This is a genomic window from Streptomyces shinuiensis, assembly GCF_043660855.1.
Taxonomy (GTDB): Bacteria; Actinomycetota; Actinomycetes; order Streptomycetales; family Streptomycetaceae; genus Streptomyces.
The window spans coordinates 4759255-4781963 of record NZ_JBIHML010000001.1 but is presented as its reverse complement, the minus strand read 5'-3'; the positions used below and the strand labels follow the sequence as shown (position 1 = coordinate 4781963).

Annotated in this window: 18 protein-coding genes, 1 pseudogene and 1 riboswitch; of the genes and pseudogenes, 10 read left to right on the top strand and 9 right to left on the bottom strand. The window is 74.6% G+C overall.

Translation table 11 applies throughout. The features are described 5' to 3' along the window. Positions 1 to 6 precede the first annotated feature (6 nt). Genes ACGRHY_RS21570 through ACGRHY_RS21560 form a run of 3 tightly spaced genes read right to left on the bottom strand, consistent with a single transcriptional unit; the run spans position 7 to position 1134 of the window. Complete coding sequence (locus ACGRHY_RS21570) at positions 7 to 417, bottom strand: Asp23/Gls24 family envelope stress response protein (protein ID WP_394636965.1); 411 nt, start codon at positions 415 to 417, stop codon at positions 7 to 9. Between the two features lie 3 nt (positions 418 to 420). After that, positions 421 to 603 carry a hypothetical protein gene (locus ACGRHY_RS21565; RefSeq protein ID WP_093848234.1) on the bottom strand — a complete coding sequence of 61 codons (183 nt, stop codon included), beginning with the start codon at positions 601 to 603 and terminating at the stop codon, positions 421 to 423. A 51-nt stretch (positions 604 to 654) separates the two neighbouring features. Next, the gene (locus ACGRHY_RS21560) at positions 655 to 1134 is read right to left on the bottom strand and encodes an Asp23/Gls24 family envelope stress response protein (protein WP_394636964.1); all 480 of its coding nucleotides are present in this window, start codon (positions 1132 to 1134) and stop codon (positions 655 to 657) included. A 231-nt stretch (positions 1135 to 1365) separates the two neighbouring features. On the opposite strand from ACGRHY_RS21560, the gene ACGRHY_RS21555 reads away from it, so the two are divergent. Further along, positions 1366 to 2121, top strand: coding sequence for a hypothetical protein (locus ACGRHY_RS21555; protein WP_394636963.1), 756 nt, complete (start codon positions 1366 to 1368; stop codon positions 2119 to 2121). Positions 2122 to 2127: 6 nt separating this feature from the next. On the opposite strand, the gene ACGRHY_RS21550 is transcribed toward ACGRHY_RS21555, so the two are convergent. From ACGRHY_RS21550 to ACGRHY_RS21525, 6 genes and pseudogenes are all read right to left on the bottom strand, one after another. Beyond that, entirely contained in the window at positions 2128 to 2907 is a 780-nt protein-coding gene (locus ACGRHY_RS21550; protein ID WP_394636962.1) for an enoyl-CoA hydratase/isomerase family protein, read from the bottom strand. Between the two features lie 110 nt (positions 2908 to 3017). Next, the gene (locus ACGRHY_RS21545) at positions 3018 to 3239 is read right to left on the bottom strand and encodes a helix-turn-helix domain-containing protein (protein ID WP_175540892.1); all 222 of its coding nucleotides are present in this window, start codon (positions 3237 to 3239) and stop codon (positions 3018 to 3020) included. Between the two features lie 436 nt (positions 3240 to 3675). After that, positions 3676 to 5274 (bottom strand): ABC-F family ATP-binding cassette domain-containing protein, encoded by a 1599-nt coding sequence (locus ACGRHY_RS21540; RefSeq protein WP_394636961.1) that lies wholly within the window; start codon positions 5272 to 5274, stop codon positions 3676 to 3678. Positions 5275 to 5420: 146 nt separating this feature from the next. Next, the gene (locus tag ACGRHY_RS21535; RefSeq protein ID WP_394636960.1) at positions 5421 to 6836 is read right to left on the bottom strand and encodes a hypothetical protein; all 1416 of its coding nucleotides are present in this window, start codon (positions 6834 to 6836) and stop codon (positions 5421 to 5423) included. A 53-nt stretch (positions 6837 to 6889) separates the two neighbouring features. After that, a complete protein-coding gene (locus ACGRHY_RS21530; protein ID WP_394636959.1) occupies positions 6890 to 8023 on the bottom strand; it encodes an alpha/beta hydrolase family protein in 1134 nt (377 codons plus the stop codon). Positions 8024 to 8222: 199 nt separating this feature from the next. After that, positions 8223 to 8861 (bottom strand): annotated as a pseudogene (locus tag ACGRHY_RS21525) (class II aldolase/adducin family protein); the annotation flags it as partial. 217 nt (positions 8862 to 9078) lie between these two features. Between ACGRHY_RS21525 and ACGRHY_RS21520 the strand changes: the two are divergent. From ACGRHY_RS21520 to cobI, 9 genes are all read left to right on the top strand, one after another. Then, complete coding sequence (locus ACGRHY_RS21520) at positions 9079 to 10314, top strand: inorganic phosphate transporter (RefSeq protein WP_394636958.1); 1236 nt, start codon at positions 9079 to 9081, stop codon at positions 10312 to 10314. Between the two features lie 30 nt (positions 10315 to 10344). Further along, entirely contained in the window at positions 10345 to 10560 is a 216-nt protein-coding gene (locus tag ACGRHY_RS21515; protein ID WP_101254474.1) for a hypothetical protein, read from the top strand. A gap of 290 nt (positions 10561 to 10850) precedes the next feature. Next, positions 10851 to 10976, top strand: a riboswitch (cobalamin riboswitch). Between the two features lie 137 nt (positions 10977 to 11113). Continuing rightward, positions 11114 to 12145, top strand: coding sequence for a cobalamin biosynthesis protein (locus ACGRHY_RS21510; RefSeq protein ID WP_394636957.1), 1032 nt, complete (start codon positions 11114 to 11116; stop codon positions 12143 to 12145). Beyond that, on the top strand, positions 12142 to 13695 hold the full coding sequence (locus tag ACGRHY_RS21505; protein ID WP_394636956.1) for a cobyric acid synthase: 1554 nt from the start codon (positions 12142 to 12144) through the stop codon (positions 13693 to 13695). Before ACGRHY_RS21510 ends, ACGRHY_RS21505 begins: the two co-directional genes overlap by 4 nt. Before the next feature lie 80 nt (positions 13696 to 13775). Further along, on the top strand, positions 13776 to 17684 hold the full coding sequence (gene cobN / locus ACGRHY_RS21500) for a cobaltochelatase subunit CobN (RefSeq protein ID WP_394636955.1): 3909 nt from the start codon (positions 13776 to 13778) through the stop codon (positions 17682 to 17684). 80 nt (positions 17685 to 17764) lie between these two features. Next, positions 17765 to 19855: a putative cobaltochelatase gene (locus tag ACGRHY_RS21495; RefSeq protein ID WP_394638148.1), complete on the top strand. Its 2091-nt coding sequence runs from the start codon at positions 17765 to 17767 to the stop codon at positions 19853 to 19855. Next, entirely contained in the window at positions 19855 to 20451 is a 597-nt protein-coding gene (gene cobO, locus ACGRHY_RS21490; protein WP_394636954.1) for a cob(I)yrinic acid a,c-diamide adenosyltransferase, read from the top strand. The genes ACGRHY_RS21495 and cobO overlap by 1 nt, the downstream gene beginning before the upstream one ends. Positions 20452 to 20458: 7 nt before the next feature. Then, the gene (locus tag ACGRHY_RS21485) at positions 20459 to 21850 is read left to right on the top strand and encodes a cobyrinic acid a,c-diamide synthase CobB (protein ID WP_394636953.1); all 1392 of its coding nucleotides are present in this window, start codon (positions 20459 to 20461) and stop codon (positions 21848 to 21850) included. Continuing rightward, positions 21847 to 22650: a precorrin-2 C(20)-methyltransferase gene (gene cobI / locus ACGRHY_RS21480; RefSeq protein WP_394636952.1), complete on the top strand. Its 804-nt coding sequence runs from the start codon at positions 21847 to 21849 to the stop codon at positions 22648 to 22650. Before ACGRHY_RS21485 ends, cobI begins: the two co-directional genes overlap by 4 nt. Positions 22651 to 22709 lie beyond the last annotated feature (59 nt).

The following is a 22709-nucleotide window of genomic DNA, read 5'->3' as shown; positions in this document are numbered from 1 at the left end:
GTGCTCTCACCGCACCCTCCCTCCGCTCCGGCCGCCGGGCGGGCCCGTGTGCAGCCGTGTGACCTCGACGGTCACCTGCCGGACCGCCATACCGGCCAGTTTCCGCACCTGTGAGGCGACCCGTCCGCGCACCGTGCCGCACCGCGCGCCGATGTCGCAGGGATAGGGAAGCTCGACCGCGACCACCACCCGGGCCTCGCCGTTCAGCCCGTTGCGGTCAGGAGGTCGGTGGACGGCGACCTTCGCCCGCGGGTCCTTTCCGACACGCGGCGCCCCGGACGACTCCGGGTCGTCGTCCAGCGCCTCGCGGGCGGCCCGTGCGGCGATCTTGACGACGACCCGGTCGGCGATTCTCGTCGCCCCCCGCTCGGCCGCGGGCACCCAGGAGATATCCGCCTTGCGGAATTCCTGTGCCACCGGTCACCGCCGCCCGCCGCCGGAGCGGAAGATCTCTCCCGGTTCCAGATCGCCGTCGAGGACCCGGCCGGCGATGAAACCGACAGCGCCCAGTACCGCCACCAGGAGGAAGGCCCAGAAACCGCCGAAGTATCCGGCGAAGCCCAGCGCCATGCCTGCGATCAAGCCGACTGCGGCCATGCTCATCGTGCGCTCCTCAGATTCCTGCTCCGCCGGGCCCCTGCGGCCCGCGGCGCACTACTGCAGCCGCGGCCTCTCCGGCTGCTCTTCCTCTTGGTCCTCGTCCGGCAGTTTGACGTCGTCGACCGTGACATTGACCTCGACGACCTCCAGCCCGGCCATCCGCTCGATCGATCCGATGACGTTCTCGCGCACATCGCTCGCCACATCGGTGATCGACACCCCGTACTCGACCACGATGTCCAGGTCGATCGCCGCCTGGGTCTCGCCGACCTCGACCTTCACCCCCCGCGTGACGGACGACGAACCGCCACCGCCGCCGGGGACGCGGTCACGCACCGCACCGAAGGTCCGGCTCATGCCGGCGCCCATCGCGTGGACGCCGTCGACCTCGCGGGCCGCCATCCCGGCGATCTTCTCCACCACGCCGTCGGCGATCGTGGTCCTCCCGCGGACCCGCGGATCGCTCGCGCCCCGCCCCTCGCCGAGCCGTCCGCCGGGAGGGCCTGAGCGGTTCTGCTGGGTGGTCTCCGTCATCTCCGTCACCCCTTGCCTTCGCTACAGGAATACTCGTTCCTATATGTCCACGCTAGACATGTTCGCCCTCTTTTGCCTCATGAATGCGCCGCCACATGGAGGAAGCACGCGATTGCGCGAAGCCTGTGGCGTAAGACTGGGCACCGTTGGGAGGAGAACCCCGGAGAGCACCGGCGGAGCACCGAAAGGCCCCGGGAGCAGGCGCCGGGATCCCGGAGAGGAGCGCAGACCATGGCCACGGACCGGTTGGCTCAGACCGTGCGGCGGCAGATCGGCTTCGGGCGGCTGCTCCCGCTGGGCGGGGCGGAGGACGGCGCCTGGATCGCGGAGCGGGCCGCGGCCGGCGTGCTGCGGCAGGCGGCGGACGGGCTGCCGGGGGTGCGGCCGGGCACGCTGCGGCTCTCCCCGGCCGAGCCCGGCGCGGGCGGGGAGCCGGCCGTACCGATGCCTCCCAGCGCGCTTCCACCCGGCCCGGTCAGGATCTCCGCGGAGTTCGAGGCCGGTGCGGAGGAACCGCTGCCGGCGGCGGCCGATCGACTGCGCTCGGCCCTGGCCGAGGCGGCGGACAGACGCCTGGGGCTGGTGGTGGCGGCGGTCGACCTGCGGATCACCGGGCTGCTGGACGGGCCGGGCGGCGGGCCCCCGCCCGAGGAGCCCTTCGGAGGGACCGGCGCCGGGGAGATCCCGGACACCGGGGAGGCCGGGACCGCCGTGGGCGCCGCGGCGCTGGCCGTTCCGGGCGTGGTACGCCTGGCTCCCGAGCTGGGGGGCGCGGCCCGGGCACTGCGGACCGTGGACACCGGCGACGGGGCCGGCGCGGCCCCCGGCCGCCATGTGCGGGTCCAGTTCGCGGTCGCGGCGGACCACCGCGCGCTCGATGTGGCGCGTGGGGTCCGCGACGCGGCGGCAAGGGCAGCGGCGGCCGGCGCCCCCGGGCCCGTGACGGTCGCGGCCGTGGTGACGGAGGTGGCGCGGGGTCCGGGGTGAGAGCGGTCAGTCGCCGATGCCGGCCAGGTCGCGCAGCCTGCGTGTCTGGGCCCCGCGCTCGGCGGCGCGCTGCTCGTCGTAGGTGCGGTCCACCGCGCCGCGCAGCAGCGCCTTGGTCTCGATGACCGCGTCGCGCGGGGCCGCGAGCAGCGCCGCGGCCAGGTCCGCGGTGGCGGCCTCCAGTTCCGCGGCGGGCACCACGAGGTTGGCCAGGCCGGTCCGCTCGGCCTCCTCGGCGCGCACGGAACGGCCCGTCGCGCAGATCTCCAGCGCGCGGGCGTACCCGACCAGGGAGACGAGCGGATGGGTGCCGGTGAGGTCGGGGACCAGTCCGAGGCTGGTCTCACGCATCGCGAACTGCACGTCGTCGGCGCACACCCGCAGATCGCAGGCGAGGGCGAGCTGGAAGCCCGCACCGACGGCATGGCCCTGGACGGCGGCGATACTCACGATGTCGTTCCGCCGCCACCAGGTGAAGGCCTCCTGGTAGCCGGCGATGGCCGTGTCGACCTCGGCGTCGGAACCGCGCGCCAGGTCGATGAAGGACGGCTCACCGTCGAAGCCCTCGGGAGTGAAGGCCTGCCGGTCGAGTCCGGCGGAGAAGGACTGCCCTTCTCCGCGCAGGACGACGACGCGGATCTCGCCGGGCAGCAGCCGCCCGGCCTCGGCCAGGGCACGCCACATCGCGAAGGTCTGGGCGTTGCGCTTGGCCGGGCGGTCGAGCGTGACCGTGGCCACGGCGCCGTCCGCGACGAGCCGCACGCCGTCCTTGTCGAGCAGGGTCATGAAGGTCTCCCGGGGCAGTCCGCAGTCGGACGACTGTCAAGTGACTGAAGAGTAACCACCCGGCCGGTCGGATGGCCGACCGGGTGGCGCCCCTCGGGACACCCTGGGTCTCAGGACGTCGCGGTCTTCTTGCCCCGCGTGGCACCGCCGCGACCGCGCAGGGTCACGCCGGACTCGCTGAGCATCCGGTGCACGAATCCATAGGAGCGGCCGGTCTCTTCGGCCAGCGCCCGGATGCTCGCACCGGAGTCGTACTTCTTCTTGAGGTCAGCCGCGAGCTTCTCGCGCGCGGCGCCGGTCACCCGGCTGCCCTTCTTCAGAGTCTCGGCCACCCGTGCCTCCTCATGGGAAGTGCGCTCTGGACTCTCATGATCACCCCTTGCCGGTTTTCTGGCCACCCATTCGACAAGGTCCGTAGGACATCGTCGGCGGCCGGACAAGAGCCGAACGGCTCCGGAACGAGACGTTCCGCAGGACTTCCGGCGGACGCCCCTCCGCACGATGCGGGGAAAGAGCAGGTCAGAGTCTCGATCGGCATTCGAACACCGGGAATGGGAGGTCTATGCCACATCACCGGCGCCATCGACACCCGACCGCGCCGGAATACGAGCCGATCTCACTCAGATGATGGATCAAGTGTCGGCCGAATGATCCAGAACGGTGTGATCACAGCGCGCTCGCGGCGGGGCCGGGGTGGAGGCGGAGGCGGGGTGGAGGCGGAGGCGGGGCCGGGACTGCGGCACCCGGGGTGCCGGAACCGGGCTCCGCTCAGGCGAGCGCCACGAGGTCCGCGTACTCCTCGCCCCACAGGTCCTCCACACCGTCGGGCAGCAGGATGATCCGCTCCGGCTGGAGCGCGTCCACAGCGCCCTCGTCGTGGGTGACCAGCACCACAGCGCCGGTGAAGGTGCGCAGGGCGCCCAGGATCTCCTCCCGGCTGGCGGGATCGAGGTTGTTGGTCGGCTCGTCCAGCAGCAGCACGTTGGCCGAGGAGACCACCAGCGTGGCCAGCGCCAGCCGGGTCTTCTCACCCCCGGAGAGCACCCGCGCGGGCTTGTCCACGTCGTCGCCGGAGAACAGGAACGAGCCCAGCGTCTTGCGGATGTCGACCAGGTCCATGTCCGGGGCGGCCGAGCGCATGTTCTCCAGGACCGTGCGGCCGCCGTCGAGCGTCTCGTGCTCCTGCGCGTAGTAGCCGAGCTTCAGCCCGTGGCCCGCGACCACCCGGCCGGTGTCGGGCTTCTCCACCCCGGCCAGCAGCCGCAGCAAAGTGGTCTTGCCCGCGCCGTTGAGGCCGAGGATGACCACTCTGGAGCCCTTGTCGATGGCGAGCGAGAGGTCGGTGAAGATCTCCAGCGAGCCGTAGGACTTGGACAGCTCCTCGGCCGTCAGCGGGGTCTTGCCGCAGGGCGCGGGGTCGGGGAAGCGCAGCTTGGCGACCTTGTCGGCCTGCCGCTCCCCCTCCAGCCCGGCCAGCAGCCGCTCGGCCCGGCGGGCCATGTTCTGGGCGGCCACCGTCTTGGTGGCCTTGGCGCGCATCTTGTCGGCCTGGGAGTTGAGGGCCGCGGCCTTCTTCTCGGCGTTGGCCCGCTCGCGCCTGCGCCGCTTCTCGTCCGCCTCGCGCTGGGTCAGGTACTGCTTCCAGCCCATGTTGTAGATGTCGATGCGGGAGCGGTTGGCGTCGAGGTAGAAGACCTTGTTGACGACCGTCTCCACCAGGTCGACGTCGTGGGAGATGACGACGAAGCCGCCGCGGTAGGTCTTCAGGAAGTCGCGCAGCCAGACGATCGAGTCGGCGTCGAGATGGTTGGTCGGCTCGTCCAGCAGCAGGGTGTCGGCGTCCGAGAAGAGGATGCGGGCGAGCTCCACCCGGCGCCGCTGGCCGCCGGAGAGGGTGTGCAGCGGCTGGCCGAGCACCCGGTCGGGCAGACCGAGACTGGCGGCGATGGTGGCGGCCTCGGCCTCGGCGGCGTAGCCGCCCTTGGTGAGGAACTCCGTCTCCAGCCGCTCGTACTTCTTCATCGCCTTCTCACGGGTGGCACCCTGGCCGTTCGCCATCCGGTCCTCGTTCTCGCGCATCCTGCGCAGCACGGTGTCCAGACCGCGGGCGGACAGGATGCGGTCGCGGGCGAGGGCGTCGAGGTCGCCGGTACGCGGGTCCTGGGGCAGGTAGCCGACCTCGCCGGTGCAGGTGATCGTCCCGGCGGCGGGGGCGCCCTCGCCGGCCAGGCAGCGGGTGAGGGTCGTCTTACCCGCCCCGTTGCGGCCGACCAGGCCGATGCGGTCGCCCCTGGCGATGCGGAAGGAGGCGGACTCGATGAGGATCCGGGCGCCGGCGCGCAGCTCTACTCCGGTGGCGGTGATCACGCAAATACTCCTGGGCAGGGTGGACGTACGTACGTCGTCGGTCGGGGGCTGGGAGACGGGCGTACGCCGCTAATGCACGAGGAGGTTCACCATGCGGTCAGTCTAACGGCGGCGCGCAACCGGATTTCCGCGCCCGGGGCCGCCCGTCACACCTCACCGGTGTGGACCTGGAAGGCCGCGCGGCGCACGGCCCTGGCCAGCACCGGGTCCGGGTGGGCCGCGGCGAGCGCGACCAGGACCTGGACGGTACGGGGGTGGCCGGTGGCGCGGACCGCCTCCAGAAGCTCGGGGACGGTGTTCTGCACGGCCGAGTCCAGGTGCTCCACCAGCACCTTTCCTTCTCCGTGGTCGGCGACGGCCGCAGCGGTGTCCACCCACAGCCAGGTGGCCTCCTCCCGTGTCAGGACACCGGGGGCGCCGTTCGCCAGGTCCGCCGGGTCCGCGCCGTCGTGCTCGGCGAGCCAGAGCAGGGCGTAGGGGCGCAGGACGGGCTCGCCGGCCACCTCGCGGACGGCGGACTCCGCGGGGGCGCCCACGGCACGCAGCGCCTCGAAGGCCAGGCCGCGGATGAGGGCGTCGTCGCCGCGGGCGGCCTCGATCAGTTCGGCGACGGCCGGGCCGGTGGGGCGCGCGGCCAGCCAGGCGCGGTACTCGGCACGGGCCTCCCCGGGCGAGAGCCTGGCGCAGCCGCGCAGCATGTCCCCGGCGTGCTGCTCGATGTTCCCCGCCGGACTCTGGGCCGCGACGCAGATCTGCTCCAGCTTCACCCACACCGCCCAGTTGCCCAGCGGGGTGAGCACCGCCTGCCCGGGGCGGCCCCGGTCGTCCTCGGCGCAGCGGGTGAGGGCGCCGACGGAGGCGAGGCCGTCGAGGGCCCAGTCCAGGAGCGCGGGCAGGCAGCCGTCCGCGTCCCCGGCCGCCTCACCCGCCGGGGAGCCGCCGGGTGGGCCGCCCGGGGTACGGCCCGGGGACGCCGCGCCGTCGCGCTCGGCGCGGACCTCCGCGATGCGCCGCCTCAGCAGGTCCAGCAGGGCCGGCACGGTCACCGGGCCGGAGGACAGGTGCATCACCGACAGGAACTGCGGCGCCGCCACGACCACCTCCCCGACCGCCCCGGGATCAGCGCCGTCGGGTGCGGGGTGGGCCAGCGACCAGGCGTCGAAGAGCGCGACCCAGCCGCGCAGCACGGCCGAGTCGTCGCGGTCCCAGGCGCGCAGCCGCCAGCCGGGCATGGCGGTGCCGTCGTGCAGTTCGATGAGGCCGGCGAGCCGGGCGCGGTCCCAGTGGACGGGGATCTGCTCCACGGGTATCCGCAGCTCCCCGGCCACCCGCTCGGCGGCCGCCACCGGCGACAGCCCGGTGCCGTCGGCCCAGCGTGCCAGGCGCACGGCCTCGCTGAGGCAGGCCCGTGCCTGCCGGGCGAGTTGGTCACGTGGGGGCACCCCCTCGGGGGGCCGGGGCGCGCTCCGCCGGCGGCGCGCGCCCACGGCTCGGCGCGCGGCGGCGAGGGGCTGACGGGATACGAGGCGCAGCCGGGTGTCTCGCGGGGTACGGGACGTCACGGGAGCAGTGTTGTTGATGACGGCCCGAAAGCCCAAACGCCGGTCGGAGCGCCTCACATGAGAGGGGTGAGGAAGCGGCGCAGCGCCTCCTCGTAGCCCTGCGGGTCGGCGTTCCACACGGCGGCGTGCGGAGCCTGCCCGACGATGTGCAGCGAGACCAGGTCCGGGCGCTGTTCGGCCAGTTCGCGGGAGGGCTCCCAGGGAGCGACGGCGTCCTCCGGGCCGTGCAGGACGAGTGTGGGCAGCCGCAGCGTGCCGGGGTCACCCAGCTCGGAGTGGAGCTCCGGGTGGAGCCGGGCGCGGCCCTGCGCGGCGCGCACCGCCAGCGGCAGCAGGGGGGCGGGGATGTGGCGGGCGCCCGCCAGGGCGCGCAGGGTGGCTCGCCAGTCGAGCACGGGGGAGTCCAGGATCAGTCCGGTGAGGAAGTCGCGGACCGGGGACTCGGCTGCGACCCGCAGCGCCATGGTGGCCCCCGTGGACCAGCCGTACAGCACGATGCCGCGGGCGCCGCGGCCGAGGGCGTAGCGGACGGCCGCGTCCAGGTCGCGCCACTCGGAGTCGCCCAGGTGCGCGGTGCCGTCCGGCGACCGGGGCGCCCCGGGATCGCCCCGGTAGGCGGGGACGAGCACGGGGACGCCCATGGCGTTCAGGAAGGGCAGGACGTTCATGGGGTGCTCGCGCGTGGCACCCAGACCGTGCACGGCGATGATCCACACGTCGCGCAGGGCGGGCAGGTACCAGGCGGGCAGGGGGCCGAGTTCGCCGGGCACCTCGACGTCCGCGTACTCCAGGCCCAGCGCGTCCCAGGGGTTTCCGGTGTGGAGCTGCGGGGTCAGCCGCACCCGGTCCCCGGTGGCGAGCCGGCCGCGGTCCACCCGCTCCAGGCGCCGTACGACGGTGTCGGCGGGCGAGGGGACGTCGAGCACCGTTCCGACGACGGCGTGCCGGCCGGGACCGGTGAGGGCGTAGGTCCCGGGGAGCTGGGAGATGAGGGACCGGGTCAGGGTGACCTGCCCCGCCGCGGTGGCGTGGACGGTCAGCTGCGGGCCCTCGAAGCCGGCGGGCAGGGGGCGCCCGGAGGACGGCCTTAGGGCGGCGGTGGCCGCGTACCGGCCGGCCACGACAGCGGCCGCTCCGGCACCGAGCGTGGTGAGGGCGGTCAGGGCCGCCGTTCTGCGCAGACTCATCGTCTCCAAGGATGACGGCGTGGTGTCGCCGGGGCCAGCGGGCGGGCTCCGGCGGGTGAGCGCAGGGGCGGGCCGAAACCGGCCCCTCGCCCGGCGCCGCCGGCGCCGGTGTCGCCCACCTCGTACCCCGTCCGCGCGGCGTCATCCGCCGGAGGGCGGACGGGGGCCGGGGGGGGTCGGCACGGGCGGGCCGGCCCGGCTGCCCGTAGCCGCGCAGCCGCTCGGCGACGCGGTCCAGCTCCCCGGACGGCAGCAGGGACGGGGTGCGGCCGGGCACGGAGGCGGCGGCGAGCCAGACACGGCACATCCACTCCAGCTGGGCGGTGTTGTCGTACGCCCGGCCGAGGCTGTCGGCGTACACGACCGTGCCGTGGTTGCGCAGCAGGCAGCCGCTGCGGCCGCGCAGTGCCTCCAGCACACGGGCGGCCAGTTCCTCGCTGCCGTAGGGTGCGTACGGCGCCACGCGGACCGGACCGCCCAGGGTGGCGGCCATGTAGTGGACCGCCGGGAGTTCGTCGACGAGGGTGGAGACGGCGGTGGCGTGCACGGCGTGGGTGTGGACGACCGCCGCGGCGCCGGTGGAGCGGTACACCGCCAGGTGCATCGGCAGCTCGCTGGTGGGCACGAGGTCGCCGGCCACCGGCCGGCCCTCCAGGTCGACGGCGCACGGTTCGTCCGGACCGAGGCGGTCGTACGCGATGCCGCTGGGGGTGACCAGGACGGTGTCGCCGACCCGTACCGACACGTTGCCCGAGGTGCCCACGACCAGGCCGTCGGCCACCGTCCGGCGGGCCGTGGCCACCAGTTCCCTCCAGGCGTCCGCCCAGGCCGACCGCATCCGCGCCACCTCCGGCGGAGCACTCTAGCGGCGGCGGGCGCGCGGCGGGACGGGGCGGTGCGCCGGGGCGCGCGGGACGATCCCCTCTACCGCACCGTGCGACCCTGCGCACACAGGCGACACGGGACACCGTGGCGCCGTTCCCAGTTCACCTTGCGTTCACCCGGCATCCTTACCGTCAGCGAGTACCTGCCCCCTCGACCGATTGCCTGGGTGAATGGAAAACATCACGCTTCTCATCGGGATCGTGATCGTCACGGCCTTGGTGTTCGACTTCACCAACGGTTTCCACGACACGGCCAACGCCATGGCCACCACCATTTCCACCGGGGCACTCAAGCCCAAGACCGCGGTGGCGATGTCGGCGGTCCTCAACCTCGTCGGCGCCTTCATCTCGGTCGAGGTCGCCGCGACGATCTCCAAGGGCCTCATCAACGAGGACTCCGGCATCGAACCCGCGGTGATCTTCGCGGGGCTGGTCGGCGCGATCCTGTGGAACCTGCTGACCTGGCTGGCCGGACTCCCCTCCAGTTCCTCGCACGCCCTCATGGGCGGACTCCTCGGCGCCACGATCGCAGCCGTCGGCATCGGCGCCGTCTCCGTCAGCGCCGTCTTCATGAAGGTGCTGATCCCGGCCCTCGTCGCCCCCCTGGTCGCCGGCATCGCGGCCATGCTCGCGACCAGGCTGACCTACCGGATCAGCCGCAACACCGAGGAGGGGCAGGTCGCCAAGGGATACCGCGCCGGGCAGATCGCCTCGGCCGGCCTGGTCTCCCTGGCCCACGGCACCAACGACGCGCAGAAGACCATGGGTGTCATCACCCTCGCGCTGATCTCCGGCGGCGTGCTCGGCGCCGACGCCGACCCGCCGCTGTGGGTCATCGCCTCGGCCGGCATCGCCATCGCGCTCGGCACCTACCTGGGCGGCTGGCGGATCATCCGCACCATGGGCAAGGGCCTGACCGACATCCGCCCGGCGCAGGGCTTCGCCGCCCAGACCAGCTCGGCCGTCACCATCCTGGCCTCCTCCCACCTGGGCTTCGCGCTCTCCACCACGCAGGTCTGCTCCGGCTCGATCATGGGCTGCGGCCTGGGCCGCAAGGGCGGTGTGGTCCGCTGGAGCACCGCCGGTCGCATGATCGCCGCCTGGGGCCTGACCCTCCCGGCCGCCGGTCTGATCGCCGCGGGCTCCGCGCTGCTGGCCATCCAGGGCGACTGGGGCGTCACCGTGGTCGCGATCGCCTCCGTCGCCGCCATCGCCGCCATCTGGTTCGCCTCCCGCCGGGAGCCGGTCGACCACACCAACGTCAACGACGTCGAGCCGGCCGAGACGGAGGACGCGGGCGTGGTCACGGACGCGGTGCAGGCCGTCTCCCCACCGCCCACCGCCGCCATGGAGGAGGCCGGGAAGGCCTCCGACACCCCGGCGAAGACCACCGTCTCCGCTCCCTGAGCCCGAGCCCCGCGAAGAGGAAGAAGCACCATGGACATCGACTGGGCGGCCCTCGGCCAGGTCTTCGGCGTCAGTCTCGTGATGACGGTCGGCCTGGTGGGCCTGTTCACCCTCGGCATCGTCGGCCTGGGCACCAACGACAAGGCGCGGGGCGGCTCCTCCGCCCTGGCCCGCGTCGGCGCCTACGCCAGCTACGCCCTGTGCGCGGCCGCCGTGGCGTACGGCATCTACATCATCGCGGCCTGAGCGGGCCCGCTCAGGCCCGCACGGCCTCTCGGGCGCGGGTACACCTCCACGGGCGCCCGGCGGACACCGCCGGGCGCCTGCGCGTTCTCCCGGCCTCCCCGGACCTGCCCCGCCCTCAGGCGTCCTCCCCGCGTTCCCGGCCTGCCCGGGGCGCGAGCGCCCCGGCATGCCCCGGCGTGCCCCGGCGTGCGCCGTGTGCGCTTCCGCACAGTGCGCCGCCGCAGGTCACGGGTGAGTTGACGCGCCTTCCCGGCCGTGGTGGACTTCCCGTTGCCAAACGGCGGCAGGAGAGGAAGCCGGTGCGAATCCGGCGCGGTCCCGCCACTGTCACCGGGGAGCGCTCCCCCACCCAGCGCCACGGCCCGCACACCGGGCTGGAAGGCCGGGGGAAGCGCCGATCCGGGAGCCAGGAGACTCTCACCGCCGGTCACGTCGAGCCAGGGCGAGGACCCTGAGTGAGGACATACCGCCATGCCCGGCATCCTGCCCGCCGCACCACCTCCACCCCGCTGTGCCACCGGTTCCGCACGAGGTGTGACGGCCGGCTGACGCGATGCGTGCCGATCACGCCCTCCGCCCGGCCATCGCTCCAGCAGACACCGACCTCCCCCCGGCCCCCGGCCTCCCGGCCGCGGGCTACGCGTGCGGGGCGGCCCTGGGACATCTGCTCGACCTGATCGCCGGCGATCCGCGCCGCGCGCACCCCGTCGCCGCCTTCGGGCGCGCGGCCGCGGCCGCCGAGCGCCTGCTGTGGCGCGACCACCGCGGCGCGGGCGCGCTGTACACCGCCGTGTGCGCGGGCGGCGCCACGGCCGCCGCCGCGGCGCTGGACCGTGCCGTGCGCCGCTCCCCCGCCGCCCGTACCGCCGTCACGGCCGCCGCCGTCTGGGCGGTGGTCGGCGGCACGACGCTGGCGCGCGAGGCCCGCGCGATCGCCGCCGCGCTGGAGGCGGGCGACCTGGAGGCGGCCCGCGCCCGGCTGCCGCACCTGTGCGGACGCGACCCGCAGGCGCTGGACGCCGACGGCATCGCCCGGGCCGTGGTGGAGTCCGTCGCCGAGAACACCTCCGACGCCGTGGTGGGCGCGCTGGTGTGGGGCGCGGCCGCCGGTGTGCCGGGGCTGGTGGGCTTCCGCGCCGTCAACACCCTGGACGCGATGGTCGGCCACCGCTCGCCGCGTCATCTGCGCTTCGGCTGGGCCTCGGCGCGGCTGGACGACGCGGCGGGGTGGCCCGGCGCCCGGCTGACCGCGCTGCTGGCCGCGCTGGCCGGACCCGATCCGCGCGGCGCGCTGCGCACCTGGCGCGCGGACGCGCGCCGCCACCCCAGCCCCAACGCCGGTGTGGTCGAGGCGGCGTTCGCGGGTGCGCTGGGCGTACGGCTGGGCGGGACGCTGTCGTACGGCGGGCGCGTCGAGCACCGGCCGGTCCTGGGCACCGGCGGCCGCCCGGTGCTGGTGGAGGACATCGAGCGCGCGGTGCGGCTCTCACGCCGGGTGTGCGCGCTGGCGCTGGCGGTGTGCGGCGCCGCCGGGGCGCTGCGGGAGACCCGCGCCGTACGGCGCGCGCAAAGGGGAGCGCTGTGACGGGCGGCGGACTGCTGATCGCGGGAACGACCTCCGACGCGGGCAAGAGCGTGGTCACGGCGGGCGTCTGCCGCTGGCTGGCCCGCAGGGGCGTGAAGGTGGCGCCGTTCAAGGCGCAGAACATGTCCCTGAACTCCTTCGTGACGCGCGAGGGCGCCGAGATCGGCCGCGCCCAGGCCATGCAGGCCGCCGCGGCCGGTGTGGAGCCGAGCGCGCTGATGAACCCCGTGCTGCTCAAACCTGGCGGCGACCGCTCCAGTCAGGTGGTGCTGCTGGGAAGGCCGGTGGGCGAGATGAGCGCGCGCGGTTACTTCGGCGATCCCGGACTGCCGCCGTCGTCCGGCGGGACGCGGCGCGCGGGGCGGCGTGAGGAACTGCTGGAGACGGTCACCGGCTGCCTGGCCGAACTGCGCCGCACCCACGACGCGGTGATCTGCGAGGGCGCCGGCAGCCCGGCCGAGATCAACCTGCGGCGCACCGACATCGTCAACATGGGCCTGGCGCGTGCCGCCCGGCTTCCGGTCGTGGTGGTCGGCGACATCGACCGCGGCGGAGTCTTCGCCTCCCTCTTCGGCACCACCGCCCTGCTGGCGCCCGGGGACCAGGCACTGGTGGCGGGTTATCTGGTCAACAAGTTCCGCGGTGACGTCACACTCCTCGAACCCGGTCTGGAGATGCTGTGCGGCCTGACCGGCCGGCCGGTGCTGGGCGTTCTGCCCTACGCCCACGGGCTGGGCATCGACGAGGAGGACGGGCTGCGGCTGTCGCTGCGCGGCACCGTCCGCGAGGCGTCCACCGCACCGCCGCACGGCCGCGACGTGCTGCGGGTCGCGGTGGTGCCCGTGCCGCTGATGTCGAACTTCACGGACGTGGACGCGCTGGCGGCCGAGCCGGGCGTGGTGGTGCGGTTCACCGACCGGCCCGAGGAACTGGCCGACGCCGATCTGGCGGTCGTGCCGGGCACCCGCGGCACCGTGCGGGCGCTGGCCTGGCTGCGCGAACGCGGGCTGGCCGGCGCGCTGGCCCGCCGGGCGGCCGAGGGCCGCCCGGTGCTGGGGATCTGCGGCGGCTTCCAGATGCTGGGCGAGCGGATCGAGGACGAGGTCGAGTCTCGCGCCGGGACGGTCGACGGTCTGGGCCTGCTGCCGGTGCGGGTGCGCTTCGAGGCGGAGAAGACCCTGGCCCGGCCGGTGGGCGAGGCACTGGGTGAGCGGGTGGAGGGCTACGAGATCCACCACGGCGTGGCCGAGGTCGACGGCGGCGACGAGCCCTTCCTGGAAGGTTGCCGCACCGGCTCGGTGTGGGGTACGCACTGGCACGGCTCGCTGGAGAGCGACGGCTTCCGGCGCGCCTTCCTGCGGCGGGTGGCCGCCGACGCGGGGCGGGCGTTCGTCCCCGCCCCGGACACCTCCTTCGCCGCGCTGCGCGAGGAGCAACTGGACCGGCTGGGCGATCTGGTGGAGGAGCACGCCGACACCGCCGCGCTGCTGCGGCTGATCGAGGGCGGCGCGCCCGCGGGGCTGCCGTTCGTGCCGCCGGGTGCGCCGTGAGCGGCGCGAGCGGGACGGACAGTACGAACGAGACGACCGACACGGCCGATGCGAAGGACGTACGAACCGATGGGGGCTCGATGAGCACGGTACTGCTGCTGTCCACCGCCGACACCGACCTGCTGGCGGCGCGCGCCTCCGGCGCCCCGTACCGCATCGCGAACCCGGCACGCGTCGACGCCGACGGGGAGCTGCCCGCGCTCGTGGAGGGCGCGGACATCGCCGTCGTACGCCTGCTGGGCGGCCGGCGCGCCTGGGAGGACGGGCTGGCGGCGCTGCGTGCCACCGGGATCCCGACGGTGCTGCTGGGCGGCGAGTCCGTCCCGGACGCGGAGCTGATGGCCGCCTCCACCGTCCCGGCCGGTGTGGTCGCCGAGGCGCTGAAGTACCTGGTGGCGGGCGGGCCGGAGAACCTGGCGGAGCTGGTGCGCTTCCTGTCCGACACCGTGCTGCTGACCGGCCACGGCTTCGCCGGGCCGCGCCCGATGCCCGGGTACGGCGTGCGCGGCGGCCGGAGGCACGACCCGTCCCGGCCGACGGTCGGCGTGCTGTTCTACCGGGCCCACGAGCTGTCGGGGAACACCGCCTTCGTCGACACGCTGTGCGACGCGATCGAGGAGCGCGGCGCCAACGCCCTGCCGGTGTACTGCGGTTCGCTGCGCGGCGCAGCCGAGGTGACGCGGAGGGCGGGAGCCGGGAACGAGGAACGAGAGACCGGCACCCGCCCACAGCACAACCAAGGCGAAGCGCGCACAACAGAACAGCGCGGCGCAGCCGAGGTGACGCGGAGGGCGGGAGCCGGGAACGAGGAACGAGAGACCGGCACCCGCCCACAGCACAACCAAGGCGAAGCGCGCACAACGGAACAGCGGAGCGGCGACCCCGGCCTGTACGAGCTGCTGGGCCGCGCCGACACGCTGGTCGCCACGGTGCTCGCCGCGGGCGGCGCCCACGCGGCGGACGCGAGTGCGGGCGGCGACGACGAGACCTGGGACGTCGGCGCGCTGGCCGAGCTGGACGTCCCCGTGGTCCAGGGCCTGTGCCTGACCGGTTCCCGCACCGCCTGGGAGGCCTCGGACGCCGCCCTGTCGCCGATGGACGCGGCGATGCAGGTGGCGATCCCGGAGTTCGACGGGCGGCTGGTCACCGTGCCCTTCTCCTTCAAGGAGGACGGCCCCGACGGGGTGCCCGTCTACGTCGCCGACCCCGAACGGGCCCGCCGGGTGGCCGGGATCGCGGTGCGGCACGCCGTCCTGCGGCACAGGCCGAACGCGGACAAGCGGATCGCCCTGGTCTTCACCGCCTACCCGACCAAGCACTCGCGCGTCGGCAACGCCGTGGGCCTGGACACCCCGGCCTCGGCCGTGGGGCTGCTCAGCGCCCTGCGCGACGCCGGTTACGACACCGGCGAACTGCCCGACAGCGGCGACGAACTGATCCACCGGCTGATCGCGGCGGGCGGTCACGACGTGGAGTGGCTGACCGAGGAGCAACTGGCCGCCGCGCCCGCCCGGGTGGCGCTGGCCGACTACCGGCGGTGGTTCGCCGCGCTCGACCCGGGGCTGCGCGAGGCCATGCGTGAGCACTGGGGCGAGCCGCCCGGCTCGCTGTACGTGGACGGCGAGGGCGAGGGCGCCGAGATCGTGCTGGCCTCGCTGCGGTTCGGCAACGTGGTGGTGATGATCCAGCCGCCGCGCGGTTTCGGCGAGAACCCCATCGCGATCTACCACGACCCCGATCTGCCGCCCTCCCACCACTACCTGGCGGCCTACCGGTGGATGGAGGCCCCGAAGTCGCAGGGCGGCTTCGGCGCCGACGCCGTGGTGCACATGGGCAAGCACGGCACGATGGAGTGGCTGCCGGGCAAGGGCCTGGGCCTGTCGGCCGGCTGCGCCCCGGACGCGGTGCTGGGCGATCTGCCGCTGGTCTACCCGTTCATCGTCAACGACCCCGGCGAGGGAACGCAGGCCAAGCGCCGCGGCCACGCCACGGTCGTCGACCACCTGGTGCCGCCGATGGCACGCGCCGACTCCTACGGCGACCTTGCCAGGCTGGAGCAGTTGCTGGACGAGTACGCCCTGGTGAGCGATCTGGACCCGGCCAAGGCCCCGGCCGTGCGCAGCCAGATCTGGACGCTGGTGCGGGCCGCCGAACTCCACCACGACCTGCACGTGGAGGAGCAGCCGGACGAGGACGAGTTCGACGAGTTCGTCATGCACATCGACGGCTGGCTGTGCGAGATCAAGGATGTGCAGATCCGCGACGGCCTGCATGTGCTGGGCGGCGGGCCGGTGGGCGAACCGCGCGTCAACCTGGTGCTGGCGGTGCTGCGTTCGGCCCAGGTGTGGGGCGGGGTCGGCGGCGCGCTGCCGGGTCTGCGGGCGGTGCTGGCCGAGCACGTGGGGCTGGTGGAGTCCGGGCTGCTGGCCGAGCCGGGGGCGCGTATCGAGGTGCCCAAGGCCCTGACCGCGCTCGCGGACGGCCCTTCCCGTACCGCCTCCGACGCCGTGGACCTGCTGGAGCACCTGGCGCGGCGGCTGGTGGAGTCGATGGAGGACCGCGGCTGGACGCGCGAGGCGGCCCCGGAGGTGGTCCGCGAAGTGCTGGACGCCGAACTGCCGGGCGCCGTGAGCGTCCTGGAGTTCGCCGCGGACGAGGTCGTGCCCCGGCTGGAGCGCACCGGGGACGAGATCGGCAACGTGCTGCACGCACTGGAGGGCGGCTACGTACCCGCCGGTCCCTCCGGATCGCCCACGCGCGGCCTGGTCAACGTGCTGCCCACGGGGCGGAACTTCTACTCCGTGGACCCCAAGGCGATCCCGTCCAAACTGTCGTGGGACGTCGGCAGCGCGCTGGCGGACTCCCTGCTGGCCCGGCACCTGGCCGACCACGGCGAGTATCCGAGGTCGGTGGGCCTGACGGTGTGGGGCACCTCCTGCATGCGCACACAGGGCGACGACATCGCGGAGATCCTGGCCCTGCTGGGCTGCCGCCCGGTGTGGGACGACGCCTCCCGGCGGGTGACGGGCTTCGAGATCGTCCCCCTGGAGGAGCTGAGCCGGCCGCGCATCGACGTCACCGTCCGCATCTCCGGGTTCTTCCGGGACGCCTTCCCGCACGTGGTGGCGCTGATGGACGACGCGGTACGGGCGGTGGCGGAGCTGGAGGAGCCCGCCGGGTCCAACCACGTGCGCGCCCACGCGGACGAGGACACCGCCGCGCACGGCGACCGGCGCAGGGCCACAGCAAGGATCTTCGGTTCCAAACCGGGCGCGTACGGCGCCGGGCTGCTGCCGCTGATCGACGCCCGCAACTGGCGCTCGGACGCGGACCTGGCCGAGGTGTACGCGGTGTGGGGCGGCTACGCGTACGGGCGCGGGCTGGACGGCCGCCCGGCGCGCGGCGACATGGAGACGGCGTTCCGCCGCATCCAGGTGGCGGCCAAGAACGTCGACACCCGCGAGCACGACATCGCCGACGCCGACGACTACTTCCAGTACCACGGCGGCATGGTGGCGATGGTGCGCCATCTGACCGGGGACTCCCCCGAGGCGTACGTGGGCGACTCGGCCGTCCCCGACCAGGTGCGGACGCGGACGCTGGGCGAGGAGACCCACCGGGTCTTCCGGGCGCGGGTGGTCAATCCTCGCTGGATGGCGGCGATGCGGCGGCACGGCTACAAGGGCGCCTTCGAGATGGCGGCCACCGTCGACTACCTCTTCGGCTACGACGCGACGGCCGGGGTCGTGGACGACTGGATGTACCAGCGGCTCGCGGCCGAGTACGTCTTCGACGAGACCAACCAGGAGTTCATGAAGCGCTCCAACCCGTGGGCGCTGCGCGGCGTGACCGAGCGGCTGCTGGAGGCCGCCGACCGCGGGCTGTGGGCCGAGCCGGAGGCGCGGACCCTGGAGCGGCTGCGCGAGATCTACCTCGAACTCGAAGGCGACCTGGAGAGCGGCTCCGACGATCTGGAGGGCGACGCGTGACCACCACCGCGACCACGACCACGGCGACCGGGGCGACCGCCGTGGCGACGACCGCCTATCCGTTCACCGCGATCGTCGGCATGGACGACCTGCGGCTGGCGCTGCTGCTGAACGCGGTCTCACCGGCCGTCGGCGGCGTCCTGGTACGCGGCGAGAAGGGCACGGCCAAGTCCACCGCGGTGCGGGCCCTGGCGGCGCTGATGCCGCCGGTCGAGACCGTGCCCGGCTGCCGCTTCTCCTGCGATCCGCGCCGCCCCGGCCCCGCCTGCCCGGACGGGCCGCACGAGGCGGGGCCGGGCACGAGCCGGCCGGCCCGGATGGTGGAGCTGCCGGTGGGCGCCTCCGAGGACCGGCTCGTCGGATCGCTGGACATCGAGCGGGCCCTGTCGGAGGGGGTGAAGGCCTTCGAGCCGGGGCTGCTGGCGCAGGCCCACCGGGGCGTCCTGTACGTGGACGAGGTCAACCTGCTGCAGGACTTCCTCATCGACTCGCTCCTGGACGCCGCCGCGATGGGCGTGGTCCACATCGAGCGCGAGGGCGTCTCGGTGCGGCACTCCTCCCGCTTCCTGCTGGTGGGGACGATGAACCCCGAGGAGGGTGAGCTGCGCCCGCAGTTGCTGGACCGTTTCGGGCTGACCGTGGAGGTCGCCGCCTCCCGGGAGACCGGCGAGCGGATGGAGGTCGTACGGCGCCGCCTGGAGTACGACGAGGATCCGGCGGCCTTCGCCGCCCGCTGGGCCGGCGAGGAGAGCGGGCTGCGGGAGCGGATCGCGGCCGCGCGGGCGCTGCTGCCGAAGGTGCGGCTGGGCGACGCCGCGCTGCGGCAGATCGCCGCCACCTGCGCGGCCTTCGAGGTGGACGGGATGCGGGCCGACATCGTGATGGCGCGCACCGCCACCGCGCTGGCGGCCTGGGCGGGGCGCACCGATGTGGCGGCCGAGGACGTGCGGCAGGCCGCGCTGCTGGCCCTGCCGCACCGCAGGCGCCGCAACCCCTTCGACGCGCCCGGCCTGGACGAGGACAAGCTCGACGAGACGCTGCGGCAGAACGGCGGCGCGGGCGGCGCCGACGGCGGCCCGGACGACGAGCCGGACCCGGACGGGCCGGACGGCGGCCCCGGTGGCGGCGACGGCGGGAACGGCGGCGGGCAGCCGCCGCAGGACGGCCCGCCGGAACGGTCCGGCACGCCCGAGCCCCCCCTTCCCGGGCAGTCGCGCGGCGAGGAGGGCGCCGGGCCGGAGCAAGGCGGCGGTGAGCAGGGCGGCGGTGAGCAGGGCGGCGGTGAGCAGGGCGGCGGTGAGCAGGGCACCGCCCGCGCCGGTGAGCCGTTCCGCGCCCGCGCGCTGCACGTACCGGGTGTGGGCGAGGGCGCGGCGGGGCGGCGCTCGCGCGCCCGTACCGCGCAGGGCCGCACCACCGGCGCCCGCCGGCCGCGGGGCGCGCTGTCCCGGCTGCACCTGGCCGCGACCGTACGGGCCGCCGCTCCGCACCAGCGGGCGCGAGGGCGTTCCGGTCCCGGACTGCTGGTGCGCCGGGAGGACCTGCGCGAGGCGGTGCGCGAGGGCCGGGAGTCCAATCTCGTGCTGTTCGTCGTGGACGCCTCCGGCTCGATGGCCGCGCGGCGGCGGATGGGGGCGGTCAAGGGCGCGGTGCTGTCGCTGCTGCTGGACGCCTACCAGCGCCGCGACAAGGTCGGCCTGATCTCCTTCCGCGGCTCGGGCGCCGAGGTGGCCCTGCCCCCGACCTCGTCCGTGGACGCCGCCGCGGCCCGTCTGGAGTCGCTGCCGACCGGCGGCCGCACCCCGCTGGCCGCCGGGCTGCTGAAGGCCCGCGACGTACTGCGGACCGAGCGGCTGCGCGACCCCTCGCGGCGCCCGCTGCTGGTCGCCGTCACCGACGGACGGGCGACCGGCGGCCCGCAGCCGGTGCCGCGTGCCCGGCAGGCCGCGCGGCTGCTGGCCGCCGACGGCGCCGCCTCGGTGGTGGTCGACTGCGAGTCCGGGCCGGTGCGGCTCGGCCTGGCCGGCGCGCTCGCCGCCGAACTGGGCGGCCCCGCGGTGACGCTGGAGGAGCTGCGCGCCGACACCGTCACCGGGCTCGTCCGCTCCCTGCAGACCCCGTACCGCGCTCACAGGAGCACTGACAGGAACACCGACAGGAGGGCCGCGTAGTGCCGAAAGGACAGCCGAGTGTCGTCCCCGACGACGGCCTCACCACGCGCCAGCGCCGCAACCGCCCGCTGCTGGCGGTCCACACGGGCACCGGCAAGGGCAAGTCGACGGCCGCCTTCGGACTGGCGCTGCGCGCCTGGAACCAGGGCTGGCCGATCGGGGTGTTCCAGTTCGTGAAGTCCGCCAAGTGGCGGGTCGGCGAGGAGCGGGCGCTGCGCGTGCTGGGCGCGAGCGGCGAGGGCGGCACCGTGGCCTGGCACAAGATGGGCGAGGGCTGGTCGTGGGTGCAGCGCGGCATCGAGTCCTCGGAGGAGGCCGCGCGCGAGGGCTGGGAGCAGGTCAAGCGCGATCTGGCGGCCGAGACCTACCGGCTGTACGTACTGGACGAGTTCGCCTACCCGATGCACTGGGGCTGGGTGAACACCGACGAGGTGGTCGAGGTGCTGCAGGCCCGTCCCGGCGTCCAGCATGTGGTCATCACCGGGCGTGACGCTCCTTCGAGGCTGATCGGCGCCGCCGACCTGGTGACGGAGATGACCAAGGTCAAGCACCCGATGGACGCCGGCCAGAAGGGCCAGCGGGGCATCGAGTGGTGATCGGACCGTGAGTACCGCACTTCCCCGGCTGGTCGTTGCCGCGCCCTCCTCGGGCAGCGGCAAGACCACCGTCGCCACCGGTCTGATGGCCGCCTTCGCGGCGGCCGGGCTGGAGGTGTCCCCGCACAAGGTGGGCCCGGACTACATCGACCCGGGCTACCACGCGCTGGCCACCGGCCGGCCCGGCCGCAACCTCGACGCGTACCTGTGCGGCCCGGATCTGGTCGCGCCGCTGTTCCTGCACGGGGCGGCCGGTGCGGACGTGGCCGTGGTCGAGGGCGTGATGGGGCTGTACGACGGGGCCGCGGGCCTCGGGGAGCTCTCCTCCACGGCACAGGTGGCCAAGCTGCTGCGGGCGCCGGTGGTGCTGGTGGTGGACGCCTCCTCGCAGTCGCGTTCGGTGGCGGCGCTGGTGCACGGTTTCGCGTCCTGGGACCCGGAGGTCCGCGTCGCGGGGGTGATCCTCAACAAGGTGGCCTCCGACCGTCACGAGGAGCTGCTGCGCGAGGCACTGGAGGCCTGCGGGGTGCCGGTGCTGGGTGTGCTGCGCCGGGCGCCGCTGTTGCACACCCCCTCGCGCCATCTGGGTCTGGTGCCGGTGGCCGAGCGGCGGGCGGAGGCGACCGGGGCGGTGGCGGAGCTGGCGCGGCGGGTGCGGTCCGGCTGCGATCTGAAGGCGCTGCTCGCCCTGGCGCACTCCGCACCCCCGCTGCCGGAGGAGCCGTGGGCGCCGCCCGCCGCCGCGAGTGCGCCGCACCGGCGCCCGGTGGTGGCCGTCGCGGGCGGGGCCGCCTTCACCTTCTCCTACGCCGAGCACGCCGAGCTGCTGCGGGCGGCGGGCGCGGATGTGGCCGTCTTCGACCCGCTGCGGGACACCGCGCTGCCGCCGGGCACGGCCGGGCTGGTCCTGGGCGGCGGCTTCCCGGAGGTGTACGCACCGGAGCTGTCGGCGAACGAGCCGCTGCGCCGGGCGGTGGCGGAACTGGCCGCCTCGGGGGCGCCGGTCGCCGCCGAGTGCGCCGGACTGCTTTATCTGGCGAAGGAGCTGGACGGCGTGCCGATGTGCGGGGTGCTCGACGCCACCGCCCGGATGACCGAGCGGCTCACCCTCGGCTACCGCGACGCGGTGGCGGTGGGCGGCAGCGCCCTGGCCGCCGCGGGGACGCGGATGCGCGGCCACGAGTTCCACCGCACGGCGGTGGAACCCGGCGCCGGGGGGCCGGAGGCCGGGGCCGCGCCGGCGTGGGGGCTGACCTCGCGCGGCTCCCGGCCCGGGCGCCGGGTGGAGGGCTTTGTGAAAAGTGGCGTGCATGCCTCGTATCTGCATGTGCACTGGGCCGCCGAGCCGTCCGTGGCCCGGCGTTTCGTCGGAGGATGTGTCGAGAGGTGTGCGGCGTGAACGGTAGCGGTGGTGAGGTGCGGGAGGCCGGCGGGCCACGGCTCGTCGGCGTCGGGGTGGGCCCCGGCGATCCGGACCTGGTGACGGTCAAGGGCGTCAAGGCGCTGCGCTCGGCGAACGTGGTGGTGGTCCCCGTGATGGAGGGCAGCGGTACGGGACGCGCCGAGGCCACCGTCCTGCACCACGTGTCGCGCGAGCGGATCGTGCGGGTGGTCCTCGCGCTCAACGAGCGCGAGGACCGGGCCCGCCGGGAGGCGGCGTGGGACGCGGCGGGCGAACGTGTCGCCGGGCTGCTGCGTGCCCACGGCTCGGTGGCGTTCGCGACCATCGGCGACCCGAACGTCTACTCCACCTTCACCTATCTCGCCCAGACCGTCGGCGAGCTGGTGCCGGAGGCGGTCGTGGAGACCGTGCCGGGCATCACCGCGATGCAGGATCTGGCCGCGCGCGGCGGGGCTGTGCTCACCGAGGGGAAGGAGCCGCTGACGCTGGTGCCGGTGACGGCCGGGATGGCGGTGCTCCGGCGGGCTCTGGAGGGGCCGGGGACGGTGGTGGCCTACAAGTTCGGGCGGCGGGCGCGCGAGGTCGCCGCCGCTCTGCGCGCCACGGGCCGTACCGAGGGCGCGGTGTGGGGCTCGGCGCTGGGACTGCCTCAGGAGTCGATCCGCCCGGCGGCCGATCTGGAGGCCGCTCCGGAGACCGGCCCGGAGGCCGCTCCCGAGACCGGGGACACCGGTCTCCCCTATCTGTCCACGCTCATCGCCCCCGCTCGCCGGGAGAGCCGAGGAGGCAAGCTGTGACCACCGGAACCGCCGGGACGGCCGGAACCGCACGGACCGGCGGGAGGACCCCGGGGAGC

What these genes read in the sequence shown, in the direction of transcription:
- ACGRHY_RS21550 (WP_394636962.1), bottom strand. Translation starts at nt 2,907, where the DNA reads ATGACCCTGCTCGACAAGGACGGCGTGCGGCTCGTCGCGGACGGCGCC.
- ACGRHY_RS21520 (WP_394636958.1), top strand. Translation starts at nt 9,079, where the DNA reads ATGGAAAACATCACGCTTCTCATCGGGATCGTGATCGTCACGGCCTTG.
- ACGRHY_RS21560 (WP_394636964.1), bottom strand. Translation starts at nt 1,134, where the DNA reads ATGACGGAGACCACCCAGCAGAACCGCTCAGGCCCTCCCGGCGGACGG.
- ACGRHY_RS21555 (WP_394636963.1), top strand. Translation starts at nt 1,366, where the DNA reads ATGGCCACGGACCGGTTGGCTCAGACCGTGCGGCGGCAGATCGGCTTC.
- ACGRHY_RS21565 (WP_093848234.1), bottom strand. Translation starts at nt 603, where the DNA reads ATGAGCATGGCCGCAGTCGGCTTGATCGCAGGCATGGCGCTGGGCTTC.
- ACGRHY_RS21495 (WP_394638148.1), top strand. Translation starts at nt 17,765, where the DNA reads ATGGACGACCTGCGGCTGGCGCTGCTGCTGAACGCGGTCTCACCGGCC.
- ACGRHY_RS21510 (WP_394636957.1), top strand. Translation starts at nt 11,114, where the DNA reads ATGCGTGCCGATCACGCCCTCCGCCCGGCCATCGCTCCAGCAGACACC.
- ACGRHY_RS21515 (WP_101254474.1), top strand. Translation starts at nt 10,345, where the DNA reads ATGGACATCGACTGGGCGGCCCTCGGCCAGGTCTTCGGCGTCAGTCTC.
- cobN (WP_394636955.1), top strand. Translation starts at nt 13,776, where the DNA reads ATGAGCACGGTACTGCTGCTGTCCACCGCCGACACCGACCTGCTGGCG.
- ACGRHY_RS21530 (WP_394636959.1), bottom strand. Translation starts at nt 8,023, where the DNA reads ATGAGTCTGCGCAGAACGGCGGCCCTGACCGCCCTCACCACGCTCGGT.